General features: G+C 64.6%; 17 protein-coding genes. 10 read left to right on the top strand and 7 right to left on the bottom strand.

The features are described from left to right. Nucleotides 1-125: 125 nt before the first annotated feature. From FJ424_RS03965 to FJ424_RS03980, 4 genes are read right to left on the bottom strand one after another with little or no spacing between them, the layout of a single operon-like run. The gene (locus FJ424_RS03965; RefSeq protein WP_140651425.1) at nucleotides 126-902 is read right to left on the bottom strand and encodes an SDR family oxidoreductase; all 777 of its coding nucleotides are present in this window, start codon (nucleotides 900-902) and stop codon (nucleotides 126-128) included. 18 nt (nucleotides 903-920) lie between these two features. Then, nucleotides 921-1,958: a phosphotransferase family protein gene (locus FJ424_RS03970; protein ID WP_140651427.1), complete on the bottom strand. Its 1,038-nt coding sequence runs from the start codon at nucleotides 1,956-1,958 to the stop codon at nucleotides 921-923. Further along, nucleotides 1,955-2,440: a MaoC family dehydratase gene (locus FJ424_RS03975; protein WP_281405136.1), complete on the bottom strand. Its 486-nt coding sequence runs from the start codon at nucleotides 2,438-2,440 to the stop codon at nucleotides 1,955-1,957. Before FJ424_RS03975 ends, FJ424_RS03970 begins: the two co-directional genes overlap by 4 nt. Before the next feature lie 46 nt (nucleotides 2,441-2,486). Beyond that, nucleotides 2,487-3,302: an SDR family oxidoreductase gene (locus FJ424_RS03980; protein ID WP_140651429.1), complete on the bottom strand. Its 816-nt coding sequence runs from the start codon at nucleotides 3,300-3,302 to the stop codon at nucleotides 2,487-2,489. A gap of 120 nt (nucleotides 3,303-3,422) precedes the next feature. Between FJ424_RS03980 and FJ424_RS03985 the strand changes: the two genes are divergently transcribed. The 6 genes from FJ424_RS03985 to FJ424_RS04010 are packed head-to-tail and all read left to right on the top strand — an operon-like array spanning nucleotide 3,423 to nucleotide 9,281. Beyond that, nucleotides 3,423-4,664 (top strand): acyl-CoA dehydrogenase family protein, encoded by a 1,242-nt coding sequence (locus FJ424_RS03985; RefSeq protein WP_140651430.1) that lies wholly within the window; start codon nucleotides 3,423-3,425, stop codon nucleotides 4,662-4,664. 5 nt (nucleotides 4,665-4,669) lie between these two features. Continuing rightward, nucleotides 4,670-5,707, top strand: a complete 1,038-nt coding sequence (locus FJ424_RS03990; RefSeq protein WP_140651432.1) for a zinc-binding dehydrogenase — start codon at nucleotides 4,670-4,672, stop codon at nucleotides 5,705-5,707. Nucleotides 5,708-5,766: 59 nt separating this feature from the next. After that, complete coding sequence (locus FJ424_RS03995; protein WP_246677136.1) at nucleotides 5,767-7,101, top strand: glycosyltransferase family 87 protein; 1,335 nt, start codon at nucleotides 5,767-5,769, stop codon at nucleotides 7,099-7,101. Beyond that, entirely contained in the window at nucleotides 7,094-8,062 is a 969-nt protein-coding gene (locus FJ424_RS04000) for a glycosyltransferase family 2 protein (protein ID WP_140642370.1), read from the top strand. Before FJ424_RS03995 ends, FJ424_RS04000 begins: the two co-directional genes overlap by 8 nt. Next, nucleotides 8,059-8,877, top strand: a complete 819-nt coding sequence (locus FJ424_RS04005; protein WP_140651434.1) for a ChbG/HpnK family deacetylase — start codon at nucleotides 8,059-8,061, stop codon at nucleotides 8,875-8,877. The genes FJ424_RS04000 and FJ424_RS04005 overlap by 4 nt, the downstream gene beginning before the upstream one ends. Then, nucleotides 8,874-9,281 carry a GtrA family protein gene (locus FJ424_RS04010; RefSeq protein ID WP_140651436.1) on the top strand — a complete coding sequence of 136 codons (408 nt, stop codon included), beginning with the start codon at nucleotides 8,874-8,876 and terminating at the stop codon, nucleotides 9,279-9,281. The genes FJ424_RS04005 and FJ424_RS04010 overlap by 4 nt, the downstream gene beginning before the upstream one ends. 1 nt (nucleotide 9,282) lies before the next feature. On the opposite strand, the gene FJ424_RS04015 is transcribed toward FJ424_RS04010, so the two are convergent. The 3 genes from FJ424_RS04015 to FJ424_RS04025 form a co-directional block, all read right to left on the bottom strand. Further along, nucleotides 9,283-12,414, bottom strand: a complete 3,132-nt coding sequence (locus FJ424_RS04015) for an efflux RND transporter permease subunit (protein ID WP_140651438.1) — start codon at nucleotides 12,412-12,414, stop codon at nucleotides 9,283-9,285. Next, complete coding sequence (locus FJ424_RS04020) at nucleotides 12,411-13,568, bottom strand: efflux RND transporter periplasmic adaptor subunit (RefSeq protein ID WP_140651440.1); 1,158 nt, start codon at nucleotides 13,566-13,568, stop codon at nucleotides 12,411-12,413. The genes FJ424_RS04015 and FJ424_RS04020 overlap by 4 nt, the downstream gene beginning before the upstream one ends. Before the next feature lie 216 nt (nucleotides 13,569-13,784). Next, nucleotides 13,785-14,609 carry a MurR/RpiR family transcriptional regulator gene (locus tag FJ424_RS04025; RefSeq protein WP_140642359.1) on the bottom strand — a complete coding sequence of 275 codons (825 nt, stop codon included), beginning with the start codon at nucleotides 14,607-14,609 and terminating at the stop codon, nucleotides 13,785-13,787. Nucleotides 14,610-14,755: 146 nt separating this feature from the next. Here FJ424_RS04025 and FJ424_RS04030 point away from each other — a divergent pair, with 146 nt between their 5' ends. From FJ424_RS04030 to FJ424_RS04045, 4 genes are all read left to right on the top strand, one after another. Next, complete coding sequence (locus FJ424_RS04030; RefSeq protein ID WP_140651442.1) at nucleotides 14,756-15,583, top strand: N-formylglutamate amidohydrolase; 828 nt, start codon at nucleotides 14,756-14,758, stop codon at nucleotides 15,581-15,583. A 12-nt stretch (nucleotides 15,584-15,595) separates the two neighbouring features. Next, on the top strand, nucleotides 15,596-17,134 hold the full coding sequence (locus tag FJ424_RS04035; RefSeq protein ID WP_140642355.1) for an amino acid permease: 1,539 nt from the start codon (nucleotides 15,596-15,598) through the stop codon (nucleotides 17,132-17,134). 89 nt (nucleotides 17,135-17,223) lie between these two features. Beyond that, entirely contained in the window at nucleotides 17,224-18,780 is a 1,557-nt protein-coding gene (locus FJ424_RS04040) for an amino acid permease (RefSeq protein ID WP_140651444.1), read from the top strand. 84 nt (nucleotides 18,781-18,864) lie between these two features. Next, nucleotides 18,865-20,235 (top strand): glutamine synthetase family protein, encoded by a 1,371-nt coding sequence (locus tag FJ424_RS04045; RefSeq protein ID WP_140651446.1) that lies wholly within the window; start codon nucleotides 18,865-18,867, stop codon nucleotides 20,233-20,235. Nucleotides 20,236-20,362: the final 127 nt, after the last annotated feature.

A 20,362-nucleotide genomic window follows, 5' to 3' on the forward strand; every position in this document is an offset into this window, starting at 1 on the left:
TGATTGGTTGCCTGACGAAATTATATACGCTGTACGGAAACGGACAAGAGAGCGTTCCGGTTCCGCAACGTCCGTTCAAGCTCTTCGGTTAACGCGATTGCGGACGCAAGCCGTTCCCGGCATGCTCAAATGGCGCCAATGCCGCCGTCGAGCGCCAGCGCGTGACCGGTCATGAAGGAGTTGGCAGGGTCGGCAAGGAACAGGACGCCGGTGGTGATCTCGTCGATCTCGCCGACACGCTTCATCGGCACGCCGCGCGTGAGTTCGGCAAGCGCTTCGGCTTCGGGCGCTCCGGTGAAACGCACGAAGCCGTCGACCATCGCCGTGCGGGTGTGGGCCGGGCAGACGGCGTTGATGCGTATCCCTTTGCTGGCATATTCCACGGCGGCCGAGCGCGTCAGCCCGACGACGCCATGCTTGGCGGCGGCATAGACCGAAAGTTTCGGCGCGCCCGATAGACCGGCGACCGAGGCGATGTTGACGATGATGCCGCCCTTGCCGTTTTCCCTGAACTGCCGTTCCAACTGAGGAATCTGGTGCTTCATGGCATAGAAGACGCCGAGCAGGTCGACCTCGACCACGCGGCGCGCCTCTTCCGAGGTCACCTGCGGCAAGCGCACGAAGTTGTGTACGATGCCGGCATTGTTGACGGCGATGTCGAGCCGGCCGAATTTCTCGACGGCCAGTTGCACCAGATCCTCCGAGAGCTTTTCGTCGGCGATGTTGCCGGCAAGGTGAGCGGTCTCGGCGTCGAGCGTCGCCGCAAAATCGCCGAGCGCCGCCTCGTCGAGATCGGAGAGCACGAGCCGCGCGCCTTCCGCCGCGAAAGCCTTTGCCGCGCCGCGGCCGAGGCCGCCCGTCGCGCCGGTGACCAGCACCGTCATCCCATCGAAACGGCCCATCGCTCAGCTTTCCTTTCTTCAGTTCTTCCCGCCGCTCAGCTCCGCCGCGAGTATCGCGATCAGCTTAACCGCTTGCCCATAGGTCTTTGCCTTTTCCGGATTGGAGGCATTGCCGTCCAGCGCGCGGCGATAGACGCCCTGGCAAATCGCCGCCAGCCGGAAGAAGGAGAAGGCGAGGAAGAAGGTCCAGTTGTCGATCTTCCCGATGCCGCGCCGTTTGCAATAGGCTGCGACATAGGCCTCCTCGGACGGCAGGCCGGCAGCGGCGCGGCCGACGCCGCCGAGGCCGCGAAAGCCGGAGGCATGCGGCAGGCGCCATTGCATGCATTGATAGGCGAGGTCGGCGAAGGGGTGGCCGAGCGTCGACAGCTCCCAGTCGAGCAGCGCGATGACTTTCGGCGCATCGAGCGCGAACATCATGTTGTCCAGCCGGTAGTCGCCATGGACAAGCGAAACGCGGCCGTCATCGGCCGGTATATGGGTTTCGAGCCACGCAATCAGCCTGTCGATATCGGCTATGGTTTCGGTTTCGGAGGCGCGGTACTGGCCGGTCCAGCGCGCGAGCTGGCGCTCGAAATAGCTGCCGGGCTTGCCGAAATCGCCAAGGCCGACGGCGCCGACATCGACATCGTGCAGGGCGGCAAGCGTCGCGTTCATCGCGTCGTAGATCGCGGCGCGCTCGTCATTGCCGGAAAAGTCCGGCAATGACGGATCCCAGAAGATGCGGCCGTCGAGATATTCCATGACATAGAACATGCGGCCGATCGGGGAGGTTTCACCCGACAGGTGCAGCATGCGCGGGACCGGCACAGCCGTGCCGGCAAGCGCCTGCATGACCCGGAATTCGCGGTCGACCTGATGCGCGGATTTCAGCAATTGTCCCGGCGGCTTGGCGCGCAGCACATAGCGGCCGCTGGCGGCGGTCAAAAGATAGGTCGGATTGGATTGCCCAGATTTGAATTTTTCAATCGCGGACAGGCCGGTAAAACCCGGGATATGCGCCTCGAGATAGGGCGCAAGCGCCGCCTGGTCTATGGCACCGGCCTCGCCGCTCATGCGTTCTCGGGCTGACGCTCAATCAGCGTCAAGGTCAGCCAACGCGCCGTCAGCGCCGGCTTCTTCGAGCCTTCGATCTCGATGGTCACATCATGCGCCGTCTGCACCCAGCCGGACGGCCGCACCTTGACGTCCGCCAGCACGAAGCGGGTGCGGATGCGCGAGCCCGTCTTCACCGGCGCCAGGAAACGCAGCGTGTCGAAGCCGTGGTTGACGCCCATCTTGGTGTTTTCCAGCGGCGGCATCGTCTCGAAGGTCATTGCCGACAGAAGCGACAGCGACAGGAAACCATGAGCGATGGTGCCGCCGAAGGGCGTTTCGCGCTCGGCGCGCTCCGGATCGCAATGGATGAACTGGTGGTCGTCGGTCGCATCGGCGAACTGATCGATCATGCGCTGCGTCACCGTTCGCCAGGGCGAGACGCCGACCTCCTTGCCGACGCTTGCCACAAGCGTATCGAGACTGATCGGTTCCACGCTGATGTCCTCCGCACCCCCGCCCGGATTACGATTCCTCGAACCGGGCACCTTATTCCTTGAACAAAGTCATTCCATGCTGCACCGACTGGCCGCCGTCGATCGGCAGGATGGCGCCGGTGACATAGCTGCCGGCCCGGCTGCACAAATAAAGCGTTGCGCCGGCAATGTCATCCGCCACGCCGATGCGGCCGAGCGGAACATGGTTACCAACATGTTTCGCCTGCTCCTCGGTCGCGGTGGCAAACGCCGTCATACGGCTCTGGAAAGGACCAGGCGCAAAGGCGTTGACGGTGATGCGGCGGGCCGCGAACTCGATCGCCAGCGTGCGAGTCAAATGATGCACCGCCGCTTTCGAGGCCGCGTAGGAATAGGCATCGTCGGCCAGCGGCTGGGTGCCCATCACCGAGCCGAGATTGACGACGCGAGCAGGATCCTCGTCGCTCGCGGCGGCATCGAGCAGCGGCAAGAGCTCCCGCGTCAGGTGGAAGACGGCGGTGACGTTGACGCCGAACACCTTGGCCCAGGCGTGGTAGGGGAAATCCTGCAGAGGCGCACCCCAGGAAATGCCGGCATTGTTGACCAGGATGTGCAGGCGCTCCGTGCGCGCCTTGACCTCGGCGACCAGAGCGGCGATGCCCGCTTCGCTGGACACGTCGCCGGCAAAGCCCTCGGCATGGCCGGAGCCGCCGAGCGCGTTCAATTCATTGGCGACTTTCGCGCAATCCCCGCCCTTGCGCGAGACGATCATCACATGAGCGCCGGCGCGTACCAGTCCGGTCGCCACCATGCGGCCGATGCCGGTCGCAGCACCCGTCACCAGCGCGGTCTTGCCGGCGACCGAGAACAGCTTGTCCAGATAGCTCATCGTGTTTCTCCGCATCCGGCCAGGCCGGGGACTCGCCCAAGGACTCGCGTTGACAAGGCTAGCCGAAGTACGGTCATCCTTGCCACGGGTAAAGATTTATCTTTGGAAAGGCCGGAAGCGATGACGGACATGAATCTCGGCATGACCGAGCGGCTGAGGCCAATCCACCAGCGAGTGGCGGCGATGGTGCGCGACGAGATAGCGCCGCTCGGCGAAGAATTTCTCGCCGAGATCGGCAAGGGCGGCGACCGCTGGTCCTATACGGCCAGGCAGACGGAAATCCTCGAAGGCTTGAAGAAGACTGCGCGCGAACGCGGCCTGTGGAACTTCTGGCTGACCGATTCCAAGCGCGGCTATGGCCTTTCCACCGTCGAATACGCCTATCTGGCGGAGGAGATGGGCAAGGCGCATCTCGGCGCCGAGACGTTCAACTGCTCGGCGCCCGACACCGGCAACATGGAAGTGCTGGAGCGTTACGGCTCGCAAGGGCACAAGCGGGACTGGCTGGAGCCGCTGCTCGAGGGCAAGATTCGTTCGGCCTATCTGATGACCGAGCCTGACGTCGCCTCTTCGGATGCGACCAACATTTCGATGCGCTGCGAGCGGCAGGGCGACGACTATGTGCTGAACGGCGAGAAATGGTGGGCTTCCGGCGCGGGCGATCCGCGCTGCGCCATCTATATCGTCATGGTCAGGACCGGATCGGACGAAGAGCCGCAGCATCGCCGGCATTCGATGATCCTGGTGCCTTCCGACAGCAAGGGCATCACCAGGCTGCGGCCCATGCAGGTCTATGGCGACGATGACGCCCCGCACGGCCATATGCATCTGAGATTCGAGAATGTGCGGGTGCCGGCGGCGAACCTGATCCTCGGCGAGGGCAGGGGTTTCGAGATCGCGCAGGGGCGGCTGGGGCCTGGCCGCATCCATCACTGCATGCGCGCCATCGGCCAGGCCGAGATGGCGCTGGAGATGCTGTGCCAGCGCTCGGTGCGGCGCGAGGCCTTCGGTCAGTCGCTGGCCAAGCTCGGCGCGAATTTCGACATCATCGCCGAATGCCGGATGGAGATCGAGATGGCGCGGCTGCTCTGCCTCAAGGCCGCCTGGATGATCGACCAGGGCGACGCGCGCGCCGCCGCGCCCTGGATCAGCCAGATCAAGGTGGTGGCGCCGCGCGTCGCGCTGAAAGTCACGGACGAGGCGGTGCAGATGTTCGGCGCGCAAGGCATCAGCCAGGATACCCCGCTCGCCCGCTCCTGGACGCATCTGAGGACGCTGCGGCTGGCCGACGGGCCGGACGCGGTGCACCGGCGGCAGGTGGCGCGCACGGAACTGAAGAAATACACGCAGGAGAAGGTCTGACGATCATGACGCTTCCATCGCAAATGTGGGGCTTGCTGCTTGTCGGCGACGGTTACACCAGGACGCCTTCGGCGGCCGCGCTGGAGGCGATGGAGCCTTATCTCCAGCCCGGCAGCGTCGCCGTGCCCGCGCCCGGTCCGTCGCAAGCGCTGATCAAGGTCAGCCTCGCCTCGATCAACCCGTCCGACATCGCCTTCATCAAGGGCCAGTACGGCCAGCCGCGGGTAAAGGGCCGTCCGGCGGGTTTCGAGGGCGTCGGCATTGTCGTCGCCACGGGCGATGATCCCTATGCAAGGAGCCTCGCAGGGAAACGCGTCGCCTTCGCCACCGGCGTGTCGAACTGGGGCGCCTGGGCGGATTATGCCGTCGCCGAGGCGGCGTCCTGCATCCCGCTCATCGATACGGTGCGCGACGAGGACGGCGCCGCGATGATCGTCAATCCGCTGACGGCCTTGGCCATGTTCGACATCGTCAAGCAAGAGGGCGAAAAGGCCTTCGTCATGAGCGCTGGCGCCAGCCAGCTCTGCAAGCTGATCATCGGGCTGGCGAAGGAGGCGGGTTTCCGGCCGATCGTCACGGTGCGTCGCGACGAGCAGATCCCGCTTTTGAAAGAGCTCGGCGCCGCCCATGTGCTCAACGAGAAGGCGGCGGATTTCGAGGCGGCGCTGCGCGAGGTGATGAAGGCTGAGCAGCCGCGCATCTTCCTCGACGCCGTCACCGGCCCGCTGGCTTCCACCATTTTCAACGCCATGCCGAAACGCGCGCGCTGGATCGTCTATGGCCGGCTCGACGCCGAGCCGACGGTGATCCGCGAGCCCGGCCAACTGATCTTCCAGCACAAGCGTGTCGAAGGTTTCTGGCTGGCCGAATGGATGCGCCAGTTCCGCGACAGGCTGGGCCCGGCGGTGCTGGAAGCGCAGAAGCGCTTTTCCGACGGACGCTGGTCGACCGACGTCGCGGCAGTGGTGCCGCTGGACGAGGCGATGGCGCGGCTGCCGGCCGAGCTCGCTAGGCCCAACGGAAAGGTGTTCATCAAACCGTAAGCTCCCCGGGCGCCGATCGCAGCTGTTCAGACCACGGCCGACGCCTTGAACACAAATCTGTGATCGACAAGGTGGCGGCGGAAAAACGCCGCTGTTGCGCCGTCCTTTGCCCCGCGCCGGTAACAGTCACGCTCGTATGTTCTATTTCATTTCGATGTGATATCTCGCCGGCGCTGAAGGCCAGGCGGCGATGGGAACGCCATCCTGGTCGGAACGCGGGGTGCGCTATGACGGTAACCAAGCCGGTTTTCGACCGTTTGGGGTTTTGGCTGTGGGTCGGGTCGTTTCTGATTGTGCTTGGCCTGGCGCTATGGTCGCCCGATACGCGTTCGGTGGTCTATATCTACAGACATGGCAGCGAAGCTTTCCTGAGCCGTGAACCGCTGTATCACGTCCAGGCCGCGATGGGGTATCTCTACGCGCCCGCCTTCGCCGCCCTTTACGTTCCCCTGGTGAAGCTCGGGCCGCATCTGGGCAGCGTTTTGTGGCACGTGCTGGGCTTCGGCGCGCTGACTTTCGCCGTAATGCGTCAGGTGCGCAGGATCGACGGCCAGGAGCAGACATGGCTGCTGTCCTTCGGCCTGTTCCTTGCCTTGCCGATGGCGCTAGCGGCGCTTCGCAACGGCCAGGCGACGATCCTGCTCACCGGAGCGTGCTGGTTTCTCACGCTCTCGGCGCTCGAGGGGCGCCGGGCTGAAAGCTTCTTCTGGGCCACGCTTGCGGTCATAGCCAAGCCCACGGCGATCATCATGCTGCTTCTGGTGGGAGCGCTGCGTCCCCGGCTGATACCGGTGCTGGTGCTGGCGGTGCTCGTCGTGCTCGCCATCCCCTATGGTTTTGCGCCCGCGGACTACATCAACGCCCAGTACCACGATTTCTTCCGCATGCTGACGTCGATGACGGTCGACCCAACCGGTCCCTTCGTTCCGGCCGACTTCACAGCGCCTTTCACGCGGTTTGGGATGCCGCTGTCCGAAGCCGAGGCGACGATCGTGCGCGTCGTCGTGGGGTTGCTTGCGCTTTGGGCGGTGCTTCAGTTGGACCGCAGGCTGGACTCCAACATCGGCGGACTGGCCGTATTCCTCATTGCGGCGTTCTACATGTGCGTCTTCAATCCGCGGGTCGAGCAGAACACCTATGCCATGGTGGCGGTGCCAGCCGGCCTTTCCATCGCCCTGATGTGGCGGGAGAAGGAAAACGCGGTCATGCGCTGGTTGCCGGCGATACTCCTCTTCGTTACCGGACTGACCAGTGTCGATCTCCGGCTGCACGATCTTTTCCACTTGTGGCTGTGGCCAATCAGCACCAGCATAGTCGCCTGCATGCTTGTCGCCTGGTTCTGGGGGCGAGGCGGGGACAAAGTGCCGACCCCCGGAGCCGTCGCGCATGGCTGAGATGCTCGACGTCATCGCGCCGTTCTTCAACGAGGCCGAATCCGCGATCGCCTTCGTTGGGTTGCTCGACAGGCTGGAAGTGGCCGTGGCGGAGCGCTTCGGCATGACCGTCCGCAAGATACTCGTCGACGACGGCAGCCGCGACGGCAGCGCCGAGACATTCGCTGCGGCGTTGTCGGGCTCGTGGGAAATCGTGCGGCTCAGCCGCAATTTCGGCAAGGAAGCGGCGGTGCTCGCCGGCCTTGATCATTCCCGCGGCGACATGGTCCTGATCATGGACTCCGACCTCCAGCATTCCATGGATATCAGCCTGAGGATGATCGGCGAGCTGGTCGAGAATCCCGAAATCGATGTCGTCTACGCCCAGAACGACCGGCGCGAGGGGAGCTGGCGGCGCAGCCAGCTGGCGCGGCTCTTCTACAGGCTGATCAACAGCAGCCAGCGCTTCGATATTCCCGAGAATGCCGGAGACTTCCGTGTCATGCGCGGCGCGGTGGCACGTGCCTTGACCAGCGTGCGCGACAAGCGGCGTTTCAACAAGGGCCTGTTCGCCTGGGCCGGCTTTCGCCAGAAGGCGGTGCTTTACTCGCCGGAAAACCGCTCCGGCGGCACGTCGAAATGGACCAGGTTCAACCTGATCGCGTTCTCGCTTGAAGGGTTCACCTCGTTTTCCGTGATCCCGCTGCGCGTCATCAGCCTCATCGGATTGCTCGCGGCATTCGCAGGTCTCGCCTATGGCGTGAAGGTGCTCTTCGAGGTGCTGTTCTACGGCATCGCCGTGCCCGGCTACCCCAGCATCATGGTCGCCGTCGTGCTTTTTGGAGGCCTCAACCTGGCGCTGCTCGGCCTGATCGGCGAGTATGTCTGGGTCACGCTCAGCGAAAGCAAGGACCGGCCCGTCTACATCGTGCGCGACGTGTTGCATGGCAATGCCGCCGAGCAGGTTGCTTCCGAGAGATGACCAGGTCGATCCGCCTGATCGCCGACGACTACGGGCTGGCGCCGGGGGTATCGGGTGCGATCCTCGACCTCATCGAGTGCGGCCGCCTGACCGGGACAAGTTGCATGACCGGCTTTCCCGAATGGGAAGAGGCGGCGGCGCGCATCAGGCCGTTCCGTCAACGCGCGACCGTCGGGCTGCACCTGACCCTGACCGATCAGATAGCCGTGACCGGATCGTCCAGCCTGGCGCCGGACGGCAAGTTGCCCGGGCTTGCCTCTCTTGCGCTGCCGGTGCGGCGCGAGCGTATCGACGAGCGGGACGTTCATGCCGAGCTCGACGCCCAGTACGACCGCTTCACCGAAGCGCTGGTTGGCCCGCCCGATCACATCGACGGGCACCAGCACGTGCATTTTCTTCCCGCGGTACGGAATTGGCTGCTCACCCGGTTTGGGGAAAGCGCACACAAGCCCGCGCTACGCGGCGCGCCCGGGCTTGCCGGCCTGGACGCGGCGGCCAAGATCGCGGCGATCGCTGCTCTGGCCGTGGGGTTCAACAGGTCGATGCAGCGGGCCGGCTTCAGCGTGATGACGCCGCTCTGCGGCATCTATGACTGGCGGAAGCCGGAGAAATTCGCTCCGACGCTGCGCGGCGCGATCGACACCTTGCCCGAACAAGGGGTGTTCATGTGCCATCCGGGTCAAGTCGATGACAGTTTACGGGCGCGAGACCCGATGCAGGGCGCGCGTGAGGTCGAGTTCACGGTTCTGAGTTCTGAGGATTTCGGCGCCAGCCTCGAACGGGCCGGAATGCGCGTCATGGACGGCAAAACATGAGCGCCGGCCAGCCGCAGCGTTCGACCGGCAACAAGATCGTTCGTTTCGCCTTGGTCGGGCTGGTCAACAGCGGCATCGACCTCGCCGCATTCTTCCTGCTGCTCAAGCTCGCGGTACCGGCTCTGGCCGCCAATGTCGGCGCCTGGTTCGTCGCGGTCCTTTTCTCCTTCGCGGCGAACGGCTTCTGGTCGTTCGAGCGCGACCCGGGCATCCGGCTCCGCCAGTCCTTCCTGCGCTTCGTCTCGCTGGGCGCGTTGATTTCGCTTGGCGTTTCCAGCCTGTCGATCGCCGCTCTCGCGGGGGCCATCGGCGTGTGGCCGGCCAAGATCATCGGTGTCGTGGTGGCCGCTGTGCTGAACTTCCTGGCGGCACGCTGGTCGATCGAGGGTCGGCTGTTGAGATAGTCTACTCGGCCGGCTCCGCGTCGACATACACGGCTTCCTCGAGCTCGCGCTTCAGCCTCGCTTCCTCATGCGCTTTCGGCGTGACGAAGCGGCCAAGCAAGAGATAAGCGACAGGCGTCAGGAACAAAGTCGAGACAGTGGCGAGCCCAAGGCCGCCGACGATGACCCAGCCCAGCGCCACGCGCGCCTCGGCTCCGGCGTCGGCGGCGAGCACCAGCGGCACGCCGCCGAGCACGGTGCAGATCATGGTCATCATCACCGGGCGTAGCCGAATGGTCGAAGCCTGTTCGATCGCCTCGCGCACGCCGAGCCCGCGGTCGCGCAGCTGATTGGCGAACTCGACGATCAGGATGCCGTTCTTGGCCATGACGCCGACCAGAAGCACCAGTCCGATCTGGCTGTAGGCATTGAGGCTGGTGCCCGACAGGAGCAGCGCGAAAATGGCGCAGGCGAGCCCGAGCGGCACCGTCGCCATGATGATGACGGCGCTGACGAAGCTTTCGAACTGCGCGGCCAGCACCAGCAGGATGATGACCAGGGCGAAGCTGAAGACGGCAATCATGGCGTTGTTGCTCTCGCCGAGTGTCGCGGCTTCGGCGAGCGGCAGAATGCGCGCGCCGGGTGGCAGCAGCGGCGCCGCGATCTGATCGGCGCGGGTCAGCGCCTCGCCGAGCGCGAGGCCGCTGCCGAGATTGGCGGTGATCGCGACCGAGGGCTGCTGCTGCTCGCGCGTCAGCGACGGCGGCACGGCGCGCTCGGTCAGCGTGGCGATGGTCGACATCGGCACGAAACGGCCATCGGACGTCTTCAGGAAGATGTTTTCCAGGTCGGTCGGGTCGTTGATCGGGTTGGTGGTGGAGACCAGCTTCACGCCGTAGCTGCGGTCGGCGATGTAGACGTCGACAACATCGTTGCCGTCGAGCATGGCCTGCAGCGTGTCGGCCAGCCCGGTAATGTCGATGCCGAGATCAGAGGCGCGTTCGCGATCGATCGCCACGGCAAGCTGCGGCTGCGTCGGGTCGACGGAGAGGCGCGGCGTCTGGAAGCGCGGATCCTGACGCATCTCGTCGACGATTTTCACCGCCGCCTCGCTCAGCGCCTTGCGGTCGTTGCCGACCAGCGCGAATTGCAGGCCGTTGCCGGCGCCGCGAATGCCGAGGCTGTTCGGCTGCACCGGAAAGACGCGCACGCTCGGCACCTGCCTGGTCAGGCGGCTGATGTCGGCCATGATCTCCTGCTGGCTGCGGCTGCGCTCGTCCCAGGGCGCCAGCGTCATCACCATGAAGCCCGAATTGTAGGAGCCGTTGTTGCCGGCGTTTTCGAAGGTTGAGCGGATCTCGCCGGAATCGCGCAGCGGCTGGATCAGCCGCTCGATCTTGCGCATCTGCTCGGTCGTGTAGTCGAGGCTGACGCCTTGCGGCGCGCTGATGCGCAACAGCACCACGGCACGATCTTCCGTCGGCGTCAGTTCCTGGCGGATGGTGCCGAACAGCGTAAAGGCGGTGCCGGCGAAAATGAGCGCGGCCAGGACAACGATCCAGGGCGCGTCGAGGCAAAGACGCAGGCAATGCTTGTAGAGCCCGTGCAAGGCGCCGCCGATGCGCGCGCCGATGCCGGTACCGCCTTCATGGTGAAGCGATGCGCTGGTCAGCATGCGCGAGGCAAGCATGGGGCAGAGCGTCAGCGCGACCACGCAGGAGAGCAGCACCGACATCGCCAGCACGAAACCGAATTCGCGGAACAGGCCGCCTGTCTGTCCCGGCAGGAAGGAGATCGGCACGAAGACTGCGACCAGCGTCAGCGTGGTGGCGACGACGGCGAAGAACACTTCCTGCGTGCCAAGCACCGCCGCTGCGCGGGGCCCCATGCCTTCGTTGCGGCGGCGCACGATGTTTTCGAGCACGACGATGGCGTCGTCAACGACAAGGCCGGTCGCCAGCACCAGCGCCAGCAGCGTCAGGATGTTGACGGAGAAGCCGGCGAGATAGATCGCGGCGATGGTGCCGATCATGGCGACCGGCATCGCCAGGCCGGGGATCAGCGTGGCGCGCCAGTCGAGCAGGAAAGCGTAGATGACGACGAGCACGATCGAGACCGACAGCGCCAGCGCGATCTCGACTTCGTGCACGGCGCCATTGACGAAGACGGCGTCGTCGCTGGTCACCTTGATGGACATGCCGGCAGGCAACGCCTCTTGCAGCTTGGCGACGGCGGCCCTCACGCCGGTCGAGATGTCGAGCGTGTTCGATTCCGCCTGGCGTATGATGCCGAGGCCGATACCGGTCTTGCCGTCGGAGCGCAGCGAGGTCTGGCCGATATCGGGCCCGAGCGTCACGGTGGCGACATCGCGGATACGGGTCGCGCCGCCGATGACGATGTTCTCGAACTCCTCCGGCGTGGTCACGTCGGCGGTCGTGCGAACGATGAGGTCCTGATTGGTCGTGGTGATCGAGCCGGCCGGGGAATCGAAGGCGACCGAGGCAAGAGCCTTTCGAAGGTCGGCGACGGTGAAGCCCAGGCTCGCCAGCTTGTTCTGGTCGACGTCGATGCGGAAGATCTTGTCGCGGTCGCCGGAGACCTGGACGTCGGCGACACCCGGCACCGCGGCGAGCTCGTCCTCGATGCGGTCCTGCACGAACACCGTCATGTCCTGCACCGACATGGTGTCGGAGGTGACCGCCAGCCGCATCACCGGGTCCGAATTCGCGTCGGCCTTGACGATGCGCGGCGCGTCGGCAGTCTCGGGCAACTGATTGGTGATCCGGCTGACGGAATCGCGCACGTCGGAGGCCGCGACGTTGAGGTCGACGCCGTCGTTGAATTCGATGGTGACGCGGCTTTGGCCGAAGGAGGAGGTGGACGAGATCGACTTGACGCCCGAAACGCGCGCGACGGCGCCTTCGATCGCATCGGTCAGCTCACGGTCGACGGTTTCGGCGGCCGCGCCCTCGAAGGTGGTGTTGACGGTGATGACGGGGCGGTCGACATCCGGCAATTCGCGAATCTCGACGCCCCAGAAGGCGGCAAGCCCGGCAACCGCGATCAGCGTGTTGAGCACGAAGGCCATGACCGGCCTGCGGATGAAAAGCGCCGTCAGGCCAGATCCCGCGGCGGCGTCGCCGACGCCGCTCATGAGCCCTCGGTCCCGGCGGCGCGATCCTCGCCGGCGATGCGGACATCGCCGCCTTCGCTGACGCTCTGCGTGCCTTCGGTCACCACCAAGTCGCCGCTCACGACCGGAGCATCGATCAGCACGGTCTCGGTGTTGCGCTGGATGATGCGCACCGGAACGCGCTTGGCCTTGCCGTTGTCGACGGCCCAGATATAGGCGCCGTCGGTCCCCCACTGGATGGCGAGCGGGCTGACTGCCGGATAGGTATCGCCGGGGAACCGCATGCCGATCTGGAAGGACATTCCGGCGCGCAGCGAATCGGCGGGATTGGCGATCGTTGCCTTGACGAGCAGCGTGCGGCTGTTCTCGTCGATATGGTTGTCGATGGCCGAGACGGTGCCGGTATAGACCTGGTTGGGGTTGGCCAGAGGCGTGGCCGACAGCTGGGCGCCAACCTTGACCGCGGCGGCGAAGCGTTCCGGCACCCAGAAATCGACCAGGATGCTGGAGCGGTCGTCGAGCGTGGCGATCGCCGATTGATTGGTGACATAGTTGCCGGCGGCGATCGGCAGGATGCCGACGGTGCCTTCGATCGGCGCCACGATCGAGCGGCGCTCGAGCGCGAGCTCGGCATCGCGCAGCGCCAGCCTGGCGTTGGCGAGCGTCACCTGGGCGTCGGCGACGGCTACAGGCGTCGCCGCATTGGACGCCCTGAGCGATTTTACCCGGTCGAGCTTGGACTGCGCATCCTCGATCGCCACCTGGGCGCGGTCACGCGCGATCACTTCCGTCTCGGAATCGAGCCTGGCGATGACATCGCCCTTTTCGACATGCGTGCCGGACTGGACCAGCAGTTCGGTGAGGCGTCCGGACGAGTATGGATTGACGGTGACGGTCGCGTTGGCGCGGCCGGTGCCGATCGCCTGCAGCCTGTCGTTGATGGTGGCGGTGCCGGCAGGCGAAGCGACGATGGTGACGATCTGACCGCTGCGGTTGCGTCCGGACTGGCCGGGACCAGCGGCGGCGCTCTCTGTTGCAGGAGGTGTCCCGGCGATGGCCCAGTCCATTCCCCAGCGCGCCAGTATCTGAGGCGCGCCGGGATAAAAGCGTGCCCAGGCGGCCACGGCGGCGACCAGAATCACAAACGCTGCAACAATCTGTTTCCAGCTCGACATCGACACTCCAGCGGCAGGGCTCGTCTGCCGGATTCCAGCGGAAGCAGGCACTTCGACGATACGGGCTGGGGGCGAAAACCGGCCACGCCACACCCCGATATCAGCGGTTTATGGCAATTATCACGCAATCGTGCACATTAAATCTCGGTAACCTGAGGCCCGGACGCCGTTCGGACTCTTGCGTTTTGCCGCATTTCGCCGCCGGCTTCCGCCTCGCTAGCGGAGGCTTTCAAGATCGCGGATGCGCTTGGCGCCGGCCGCTTCCAATTGCCTGGTCACGGCGCCGATAAGGGTTTCGGCGACCACGAACAAGGCGGCGGAGGAATCCCAGGCCGAAGGCACGGCGGTGCGCCCGGCGATCACGTGGCGGGCGAAGCGGGCGATCGGCGAAAGCCACTGGTCGGTGAAGAGAATGATCTGCACGCCGCGGTGATGCGCCTTCTCGGCGAAGCGGACGAGACTTTCCTGGTAGCGGCGGATGTCGAAGATCACCAGAACGTCACGCTTGCCCATGTCGATCAGGCGGTCACGCCAGATGCTCTCCTGGCCGGCGAGGTGATAGACATCCGGCTGAATGATGGCGAGATGGGCGGCCATGTAGCGGGCCAGCGGATCGGTGAAGCGACCGCCGATGAGGAAGGTCTTGCCGCGCCGCTCGGCAAGCCGTGCGGCTATGTCGGCAAGCTGTTTGTCGGTGAGGTGCCGGAAGGTCTCGCGCATGTTGTCGAGCGTCGCCTCGAGCATCGGCGAGACGGCGCCGCCGGCCGAGCTTGGATCGAGCGTGCGCGAAGCGGGCGACTGCAATTGCGCCGCCAACTCATCCTGCAGCGCCGACTGGAATTCAGGATAGTTCTGGAAGCCGAGTCTGGCGACGAAGCGCAAGATCGTCGGCGAGGACACGCCGGCCGCGGCCGAGAATTCGGCGACCGTCTTCAGCCCGGTCAAAGGATAGTTGGCAATCAGCGTCTGGGCCGCGCGGCGCTCGCCGGCCGGCATCGTCCCGATGCGGTCCGAGATCAGTTCGGCAATGCTGGAAATCATGTTTCCCCCGCCTGTTGGCCGCCCGCCGCCGTTTTCCCGAATTCGCGTTTGACAAAGCCGGTCAAACTGTATGAAATCATTCACAGGGACGCAATGAGACAAAATACGTAACATACGATACAGCGCTCCCCCCAGGGGACGGCAGCATGGAGAAAGCACGGCCTGTCAGCCTTGCACCGTCTGAAACCGTAAGGGTGACCAACCCTGGCGGCTCAAGCCCCTTCGTCATCACTTGCGACCACGCTTCCAACGTCCTTCCCGCCGAGTTTGGGACGCTCGGCCTCCCGGCCGCGGACCTTTCGCGCCATATCGCCTGGGACCCGGGCGCGCTTCCCGTCGCACGCCGCATGGCCGAAGCGCTCGATGCCACTTTGATCGAGACCCGCGTGTCGCGGCTCGTCATCGATTGCAACCGGCCGCTGGACGCGCCGGACCTCGTTCCGCCGGTCAGCGAGACGACAGCCATTCCCGGCAATTCGGGCCTGTCCGACAAGCAGCGCGCTACGCGGATCGACCTTGCCTGGCGCCCGTTCCACGACACGATCGCCCGGATCATCGACGAGCGGCTGGCGCGCGGCCAGGAGACACGGCTGGTGTCGGTGCACTCCTTCACGCCGATCTACAAGGGCAAGAGCCGGCCATGGCATATCGGCATCATCCATGACGAGGATCGCCGCCTGGCGGCGCCGCTGATATCGGCGCTGCAGCGGCTCTCCGGCGTCACGGTCGGCGTCAACGAACCCTATTCGCCGGCCGACCGCGTCTATTTCACGCTGGAACGGCACGCGCGTTCGCGCGGCCTTGCCTGCGCGATGATCGAAATCCGCAACGACGAAATCGCCGGCGATGCCGGGCAGCGGAAATGGGCGGATCTGCTCACCGGCATATTCTCGAATCTGGAGCCCGACGAGGCCAGGGGCTTCCGACCGCGCGCAATGGGAAAGTCAGTAGGAACGGCCAGCCAAGAACGATAGGGGAACTCCAACATGACAACAGATCACGCAGAGAAATCGGAGGACGTAAAAATCCTTCACAGCATGGGCTATGCCCAGGAATTGGCCCGCCGCATGAGCGGCTTCTCCAACTTCGCCATTTCCTTCTCGATCATTTGCATTCTAGCCGGCGGCATCACGTCGTTCCCGCTGGCGATGGGCACCGGCAGCGGTTTCGAGGCGACCATCGGCTGGGTTATAGGCGGTCTGTTCGCCCTTGTGGTCGCGGCTTCGCTCGGCCAAATCGGTTCGGCCTATCCTACCGCCGGCGGGCTTTACCATTGGTCGTCGATCTTGGGCGGGCGCGGCTGGGGCTGGGCAACGGCCTGGATCAACCTGCTCGGCCTGATCTTCGTCGTCGCTTCGGTGAATGTCGGCGTCTACCTGTTGTTTTCCGGGCTCGTCGCGGGACCGATCCTTGGCCTGGACACATCGACCTGGGGTTTCTGGCAGCAGACGACGGCGGTTGTCATCATCACCGTCACCCAAGGCCTGTTCAACCACCTCGGCATCAAGACGACGACGATGTTGACCGACTTTTCGGGCTACCTCATCCTCGTTGTCGCGGTCGTGCTGACGCTGACCTTCCTGATCTGGGGCGCGCATGGCTTCGATCTTTCGCGGTTGACGACTTTCGTCAACACGACCGGCGATGCCGGCGGTGGCTATGTTCCGACGGCCCGCACGGCGCTGGTGGCCTTCTTGATCGGCCTGCTTTACCCACTTTATACAATCACCGGCTTTGACGCCTCGGCGCACACCGCCGAGGAGACGCACAATGCTCGCATCGCAGTGCCCAGGGGCATGATCCACGCAGTCCTGTGGTCTCTCGTCTTCGGCTTCGTCATGGCGGTCTCCTTCGTCCTCGCGAGCCCCGATCTCGTGGCGACCGCAAAGGACGGCGGCAATGCCTGGTTCAACCTCTTCAACAACCTGCCGGCGCCAACCTGGCTGAAGGATCTGCTCGGCATCTGCATCGTGCTGGCGAATTATCTGTGCGCGCTGGCCGGGCTCACGTCGACCTCGCGTATGATCTTCGCCTTTTCGCGTGACGGAGGCCTGCCGGGGTCGTCTTTGTGGAAGCAGGTTTCGCCGACCTGGCGCACGCCCGTCCCGGCCATCTGGCTTGGCGTCGTGCTGTCGATCGCGGCCACGCTCTATTCGCCGGCCTTCGCGGCGTTGGCAGCAGGCTGCGCTCTCTTCCTTTACGTGTCTTATGCCATGCCGGTGGCGGCAGGCCTGTTTGCGGAAGGCAAGACTTGGACGGAGTTCGGCCCGTTCCGTCTCGGCGTCTGGTCAAAGCCTTTCGCCATCGTCACCGTGCTCGGGGTTCTGGTGCTGATGTATGCCGGCATCCAGCCGCCCTTCGACATCCTGATCAACTACGCCATCGGATTGATCATCCTGCTGGCCGTTCTGTGGTTCGGTATCGAATCGCGGCGCTTCAAGGGGCCGCCGATCGGTGCCGACATTGCTCGTCGCGCGGCGGAGATCGCGGCCGCGGAAAAAGCAGTCGGCCAGACAGCGGGCTAACGGCAAACGCAATATCGCCCGGTCGGCTCAGGTCGATCGGGCATCACGGTGCAGGACCGGCCAGCCAAGAACCATAGGGGAATTCCAACATGACGACACCGGGTTATACAGACGTCGACAAGGCGGAGGACGTGAAAGCCCTCCACAGCATGGGCTATGCCCAGGAACTGGAGCGGCGGCTCAGCCGCTTCTCGAATTTCGCGGTTTCATTCTCGATCATCTGCATCCTGTCGGGCGGCATCAATTCGCTGGCCCAGGCCACGTCGGGCGCCGGCGGCATCGGCATCGGCATCGGCTGGCTGGTCGGCTGCTTCGTGTCGCTCACCTTCGCGGTTGCCATGTCGCAGATCAGCTCGGCCTATCCGACGGCCGGCGGCCTCTATCACTGGGGCTCGATCCTCGGCAATCGCGGCACCGGCTGGGTGACGGCCTGGCTCAACCTGCTCGGCCTGATCACCGTGCTGGGCGCCATCAATGTCGGCACCTGGACCTTCTTCATCGGCGCCTTCGGACCAGCGCTCGGCATCGAGGGCACGCTGACCAACCAGATGATCTTCCTGGTCGTCATCACCGGCGCCCAGGCGCTGATCAACCATCTCGGCATCAAGCTGACAGCGAAACTGACCGATTTCTCGGGATATCTCATCTTCTTCGGCTCGATCCTGATCGCGGTGGTCTGCCTGCTTTCGGCCGAGACCTGGGATTTCAGCCGCCTGTTCACCTTCCATAACTACTCCGGCGACGCCGGCGGCGGTGTGTGGCCATCGGTTTCGAACGCCTGGGTGTTCGCGCTCGGCCTCCTGCTGCCGATCTACACGATCACCGGCTACGACGCCTCGGCGCATACGTCGGAAGAGACCATCAAGGCAGCCTCTTCGGTGCCGCGCGCGATGGTGATGTCGGTCGTCTGGTCGGCGCTGTTCGGCTACCTGTTCCTGGCCGCCTTCGTGCTGATGATCCCGAACATGGACGACGCCGCCAAGCAGGGCTGGAACGTGTTCTTCTGGGCTTTCGACCAGCGCGTCAGCCCCGGCCTCAAGGAGTTCGTCTACCTCGTCGTGTTCATCGCGCAGCTGCTGTGCGGTCTTGCCACCGTCACCTCGGCCTCGCGCATGATCTTCGCCTTCTCGCGTGACGGCGGCCTGCCGGGCTCGGCAGCGCTTGCCAAGGTCAGCCCCACCTATCGCACGCCGGTGGCGGCGATCTGGACGGCCTCGATCCTGTCGGTGCTGTTCGTGTGGGGTTCGACCCTGGTTTCGGTCGCCGGCACCTCGGCCTATACGATCGTTGTATCCTGCACGGTCATCTTCCTGTTTCTGTCCTTCATTGTGCCTATCGTGCTCGGCATGATGGCCTGGGGAACGCCGAAGTGGGACAAGATGGGCCCGTGGAACATGGGGCGCGCCGTCTTCATGCTGTTCGGCGTTCTCTCGATCCTGTCGATGATCCTGATCTTCGTCATCGGCATCCAGCCGCCGAACGACTGGGCGCTCTATATCACCGTCGGTTTCTTCATCCTGACGGCGGTCGTCTGGTTCGCCTTCGAGCGCAACCGCTTCCAAGGTCCGCCGCTTGGCGACATCATCGCGGCGCGCCAGGCAGCGATCAAGGCGGCCGAACAGGCGGTCGGCGAGACCGGCCACTGACACTTCGCCTCATGGCCATGGCCGGCGCAACGCCGGCCATGGTTTTGTTTCCCCTCAATCGACAAGCGCTGGAGTGCCAAAGGAATGGCCGGGAATTTCTCGTTCGATCAGTTGAAGAAAGCGGTCTCGAACGGCGAGATCGACACGGTGCTGGCCTGCATCGTCGATATGCAGGGCCGTCTCTCGGGAAAACGCTTCCTGGCCCAGTATTTCGTCGATTCCGCGCATGGCGAGACGCATGGCTGCAACTATCTCTTGGCCTGCGACATCGATATGGAACCGGTCCCGGGCTACAAAGCGGCGAGCTGGTCGAAGGGCTATGGCGATTTCGTCATGAAGCCGGACCTGTCGACGCTGCGGCGCATTCCGTGGCTGGAGAAGACGGCGCTGGTCATCTGCGACGTGCTCGACCATCACGACCATGAGGATTTGGCACACTCGCCGCGCGCCATCCTGAAGAAGCAGGTCAAGCGTCTGCAGGAGCGCGGCTATATCGGCTATTTCGCCTCCGAGCTCGAATTCTATCTGTTCAGCGAGACCTACGAGTCCGCCCGCAAGAAGCACTGGCAGGGGCTCGATAGCGCTTCGCCCTATATCGGCGACTACCAGATCGGCATCACCAGCAAGGAAGAAGGCGTGATGCGCCGGCTGCGCAACGAGATGGAAGCGGCGGGCATCCCGATCGAGAATTCCAAGGGCGAGTGGGGCCCTGGGCAGGAAGAGATCAACGTGCGCTATGCCGAAGCGCTCGACATGGCCGACCGCCACGTCATCCTGAAGAATGGCGCCAAGGAGATCGCCGATTCCGAGGGCAAGGCCATCTCCTTCATGGCTAAGTACAATTACGGGCTCGCCGGCAATTCCAGCCACATCCACAATTCGTTGTGGAGCGCGGACGGCAAGACGCCGCTGTTCTTCGACAAGAAGGCCGATTGGACGCTGTCCGCGCTCGGCCAGCAATGGGCGGCCGGGCAGCTCAAATACGCCAAGGAGTTCACCTGGTTCCTGGCGCCCTACATCAACTCCTACAAGCGCTTCCAGGCCGGCACCTTCGCGCCGACCAAGATCATGTGGAGCGAGGACAACCGAACCGCCGGCTTCCGGCTCTGCGGCGAGGGGACCAAGGGCATCCGCATGGAATGCCGCATCGGCGGCGCCGATCTGAATCCCTATCTCGCCTTCGCGGCGCTGATCGCGTCGGGCCTTGCCGGCATCGACGAGAAGCTGGAGCTGCAGAAGCCTTTCGTCGGCGACGCCTATCAGGCCTCGCGCCTGCCCGAGATTCCGAAGACGTTGCGCGACGCCACCGAGACGCTGGCCAAGTCGAAGATGCTGAAGCAGGCCTTCGGCGACGACGTGATCGAGCACTATGTGCACACCGCCCGCTGGGAGCAGTTCGAATACGACCGCCGCATCACGGATTGGGAGCTGCACCGGGGCTTCGAGCGGTACTAGGGGGGCCGGGTTAGCGTCGGCGCCGCGCCTCACCCTTACCCTCTCCGTGAAGAACGGGGAGAGGGGTCGCCAGCGCGGGAGCTTCTCCCCCGTCACTATACGGGGAGAAGGTGCCGGCAGGCGGATG

This window comes from Mesorhizobium sp. B3-1-8 (assembly GCF_006439495.1).
In the GTDB taxonomy this organism is placed as follows: Bacteria; Pseudomonadota; Alphaproteobacteria; order Rhizobiales; family Rhizobiaceae; genus Mesorhizobium.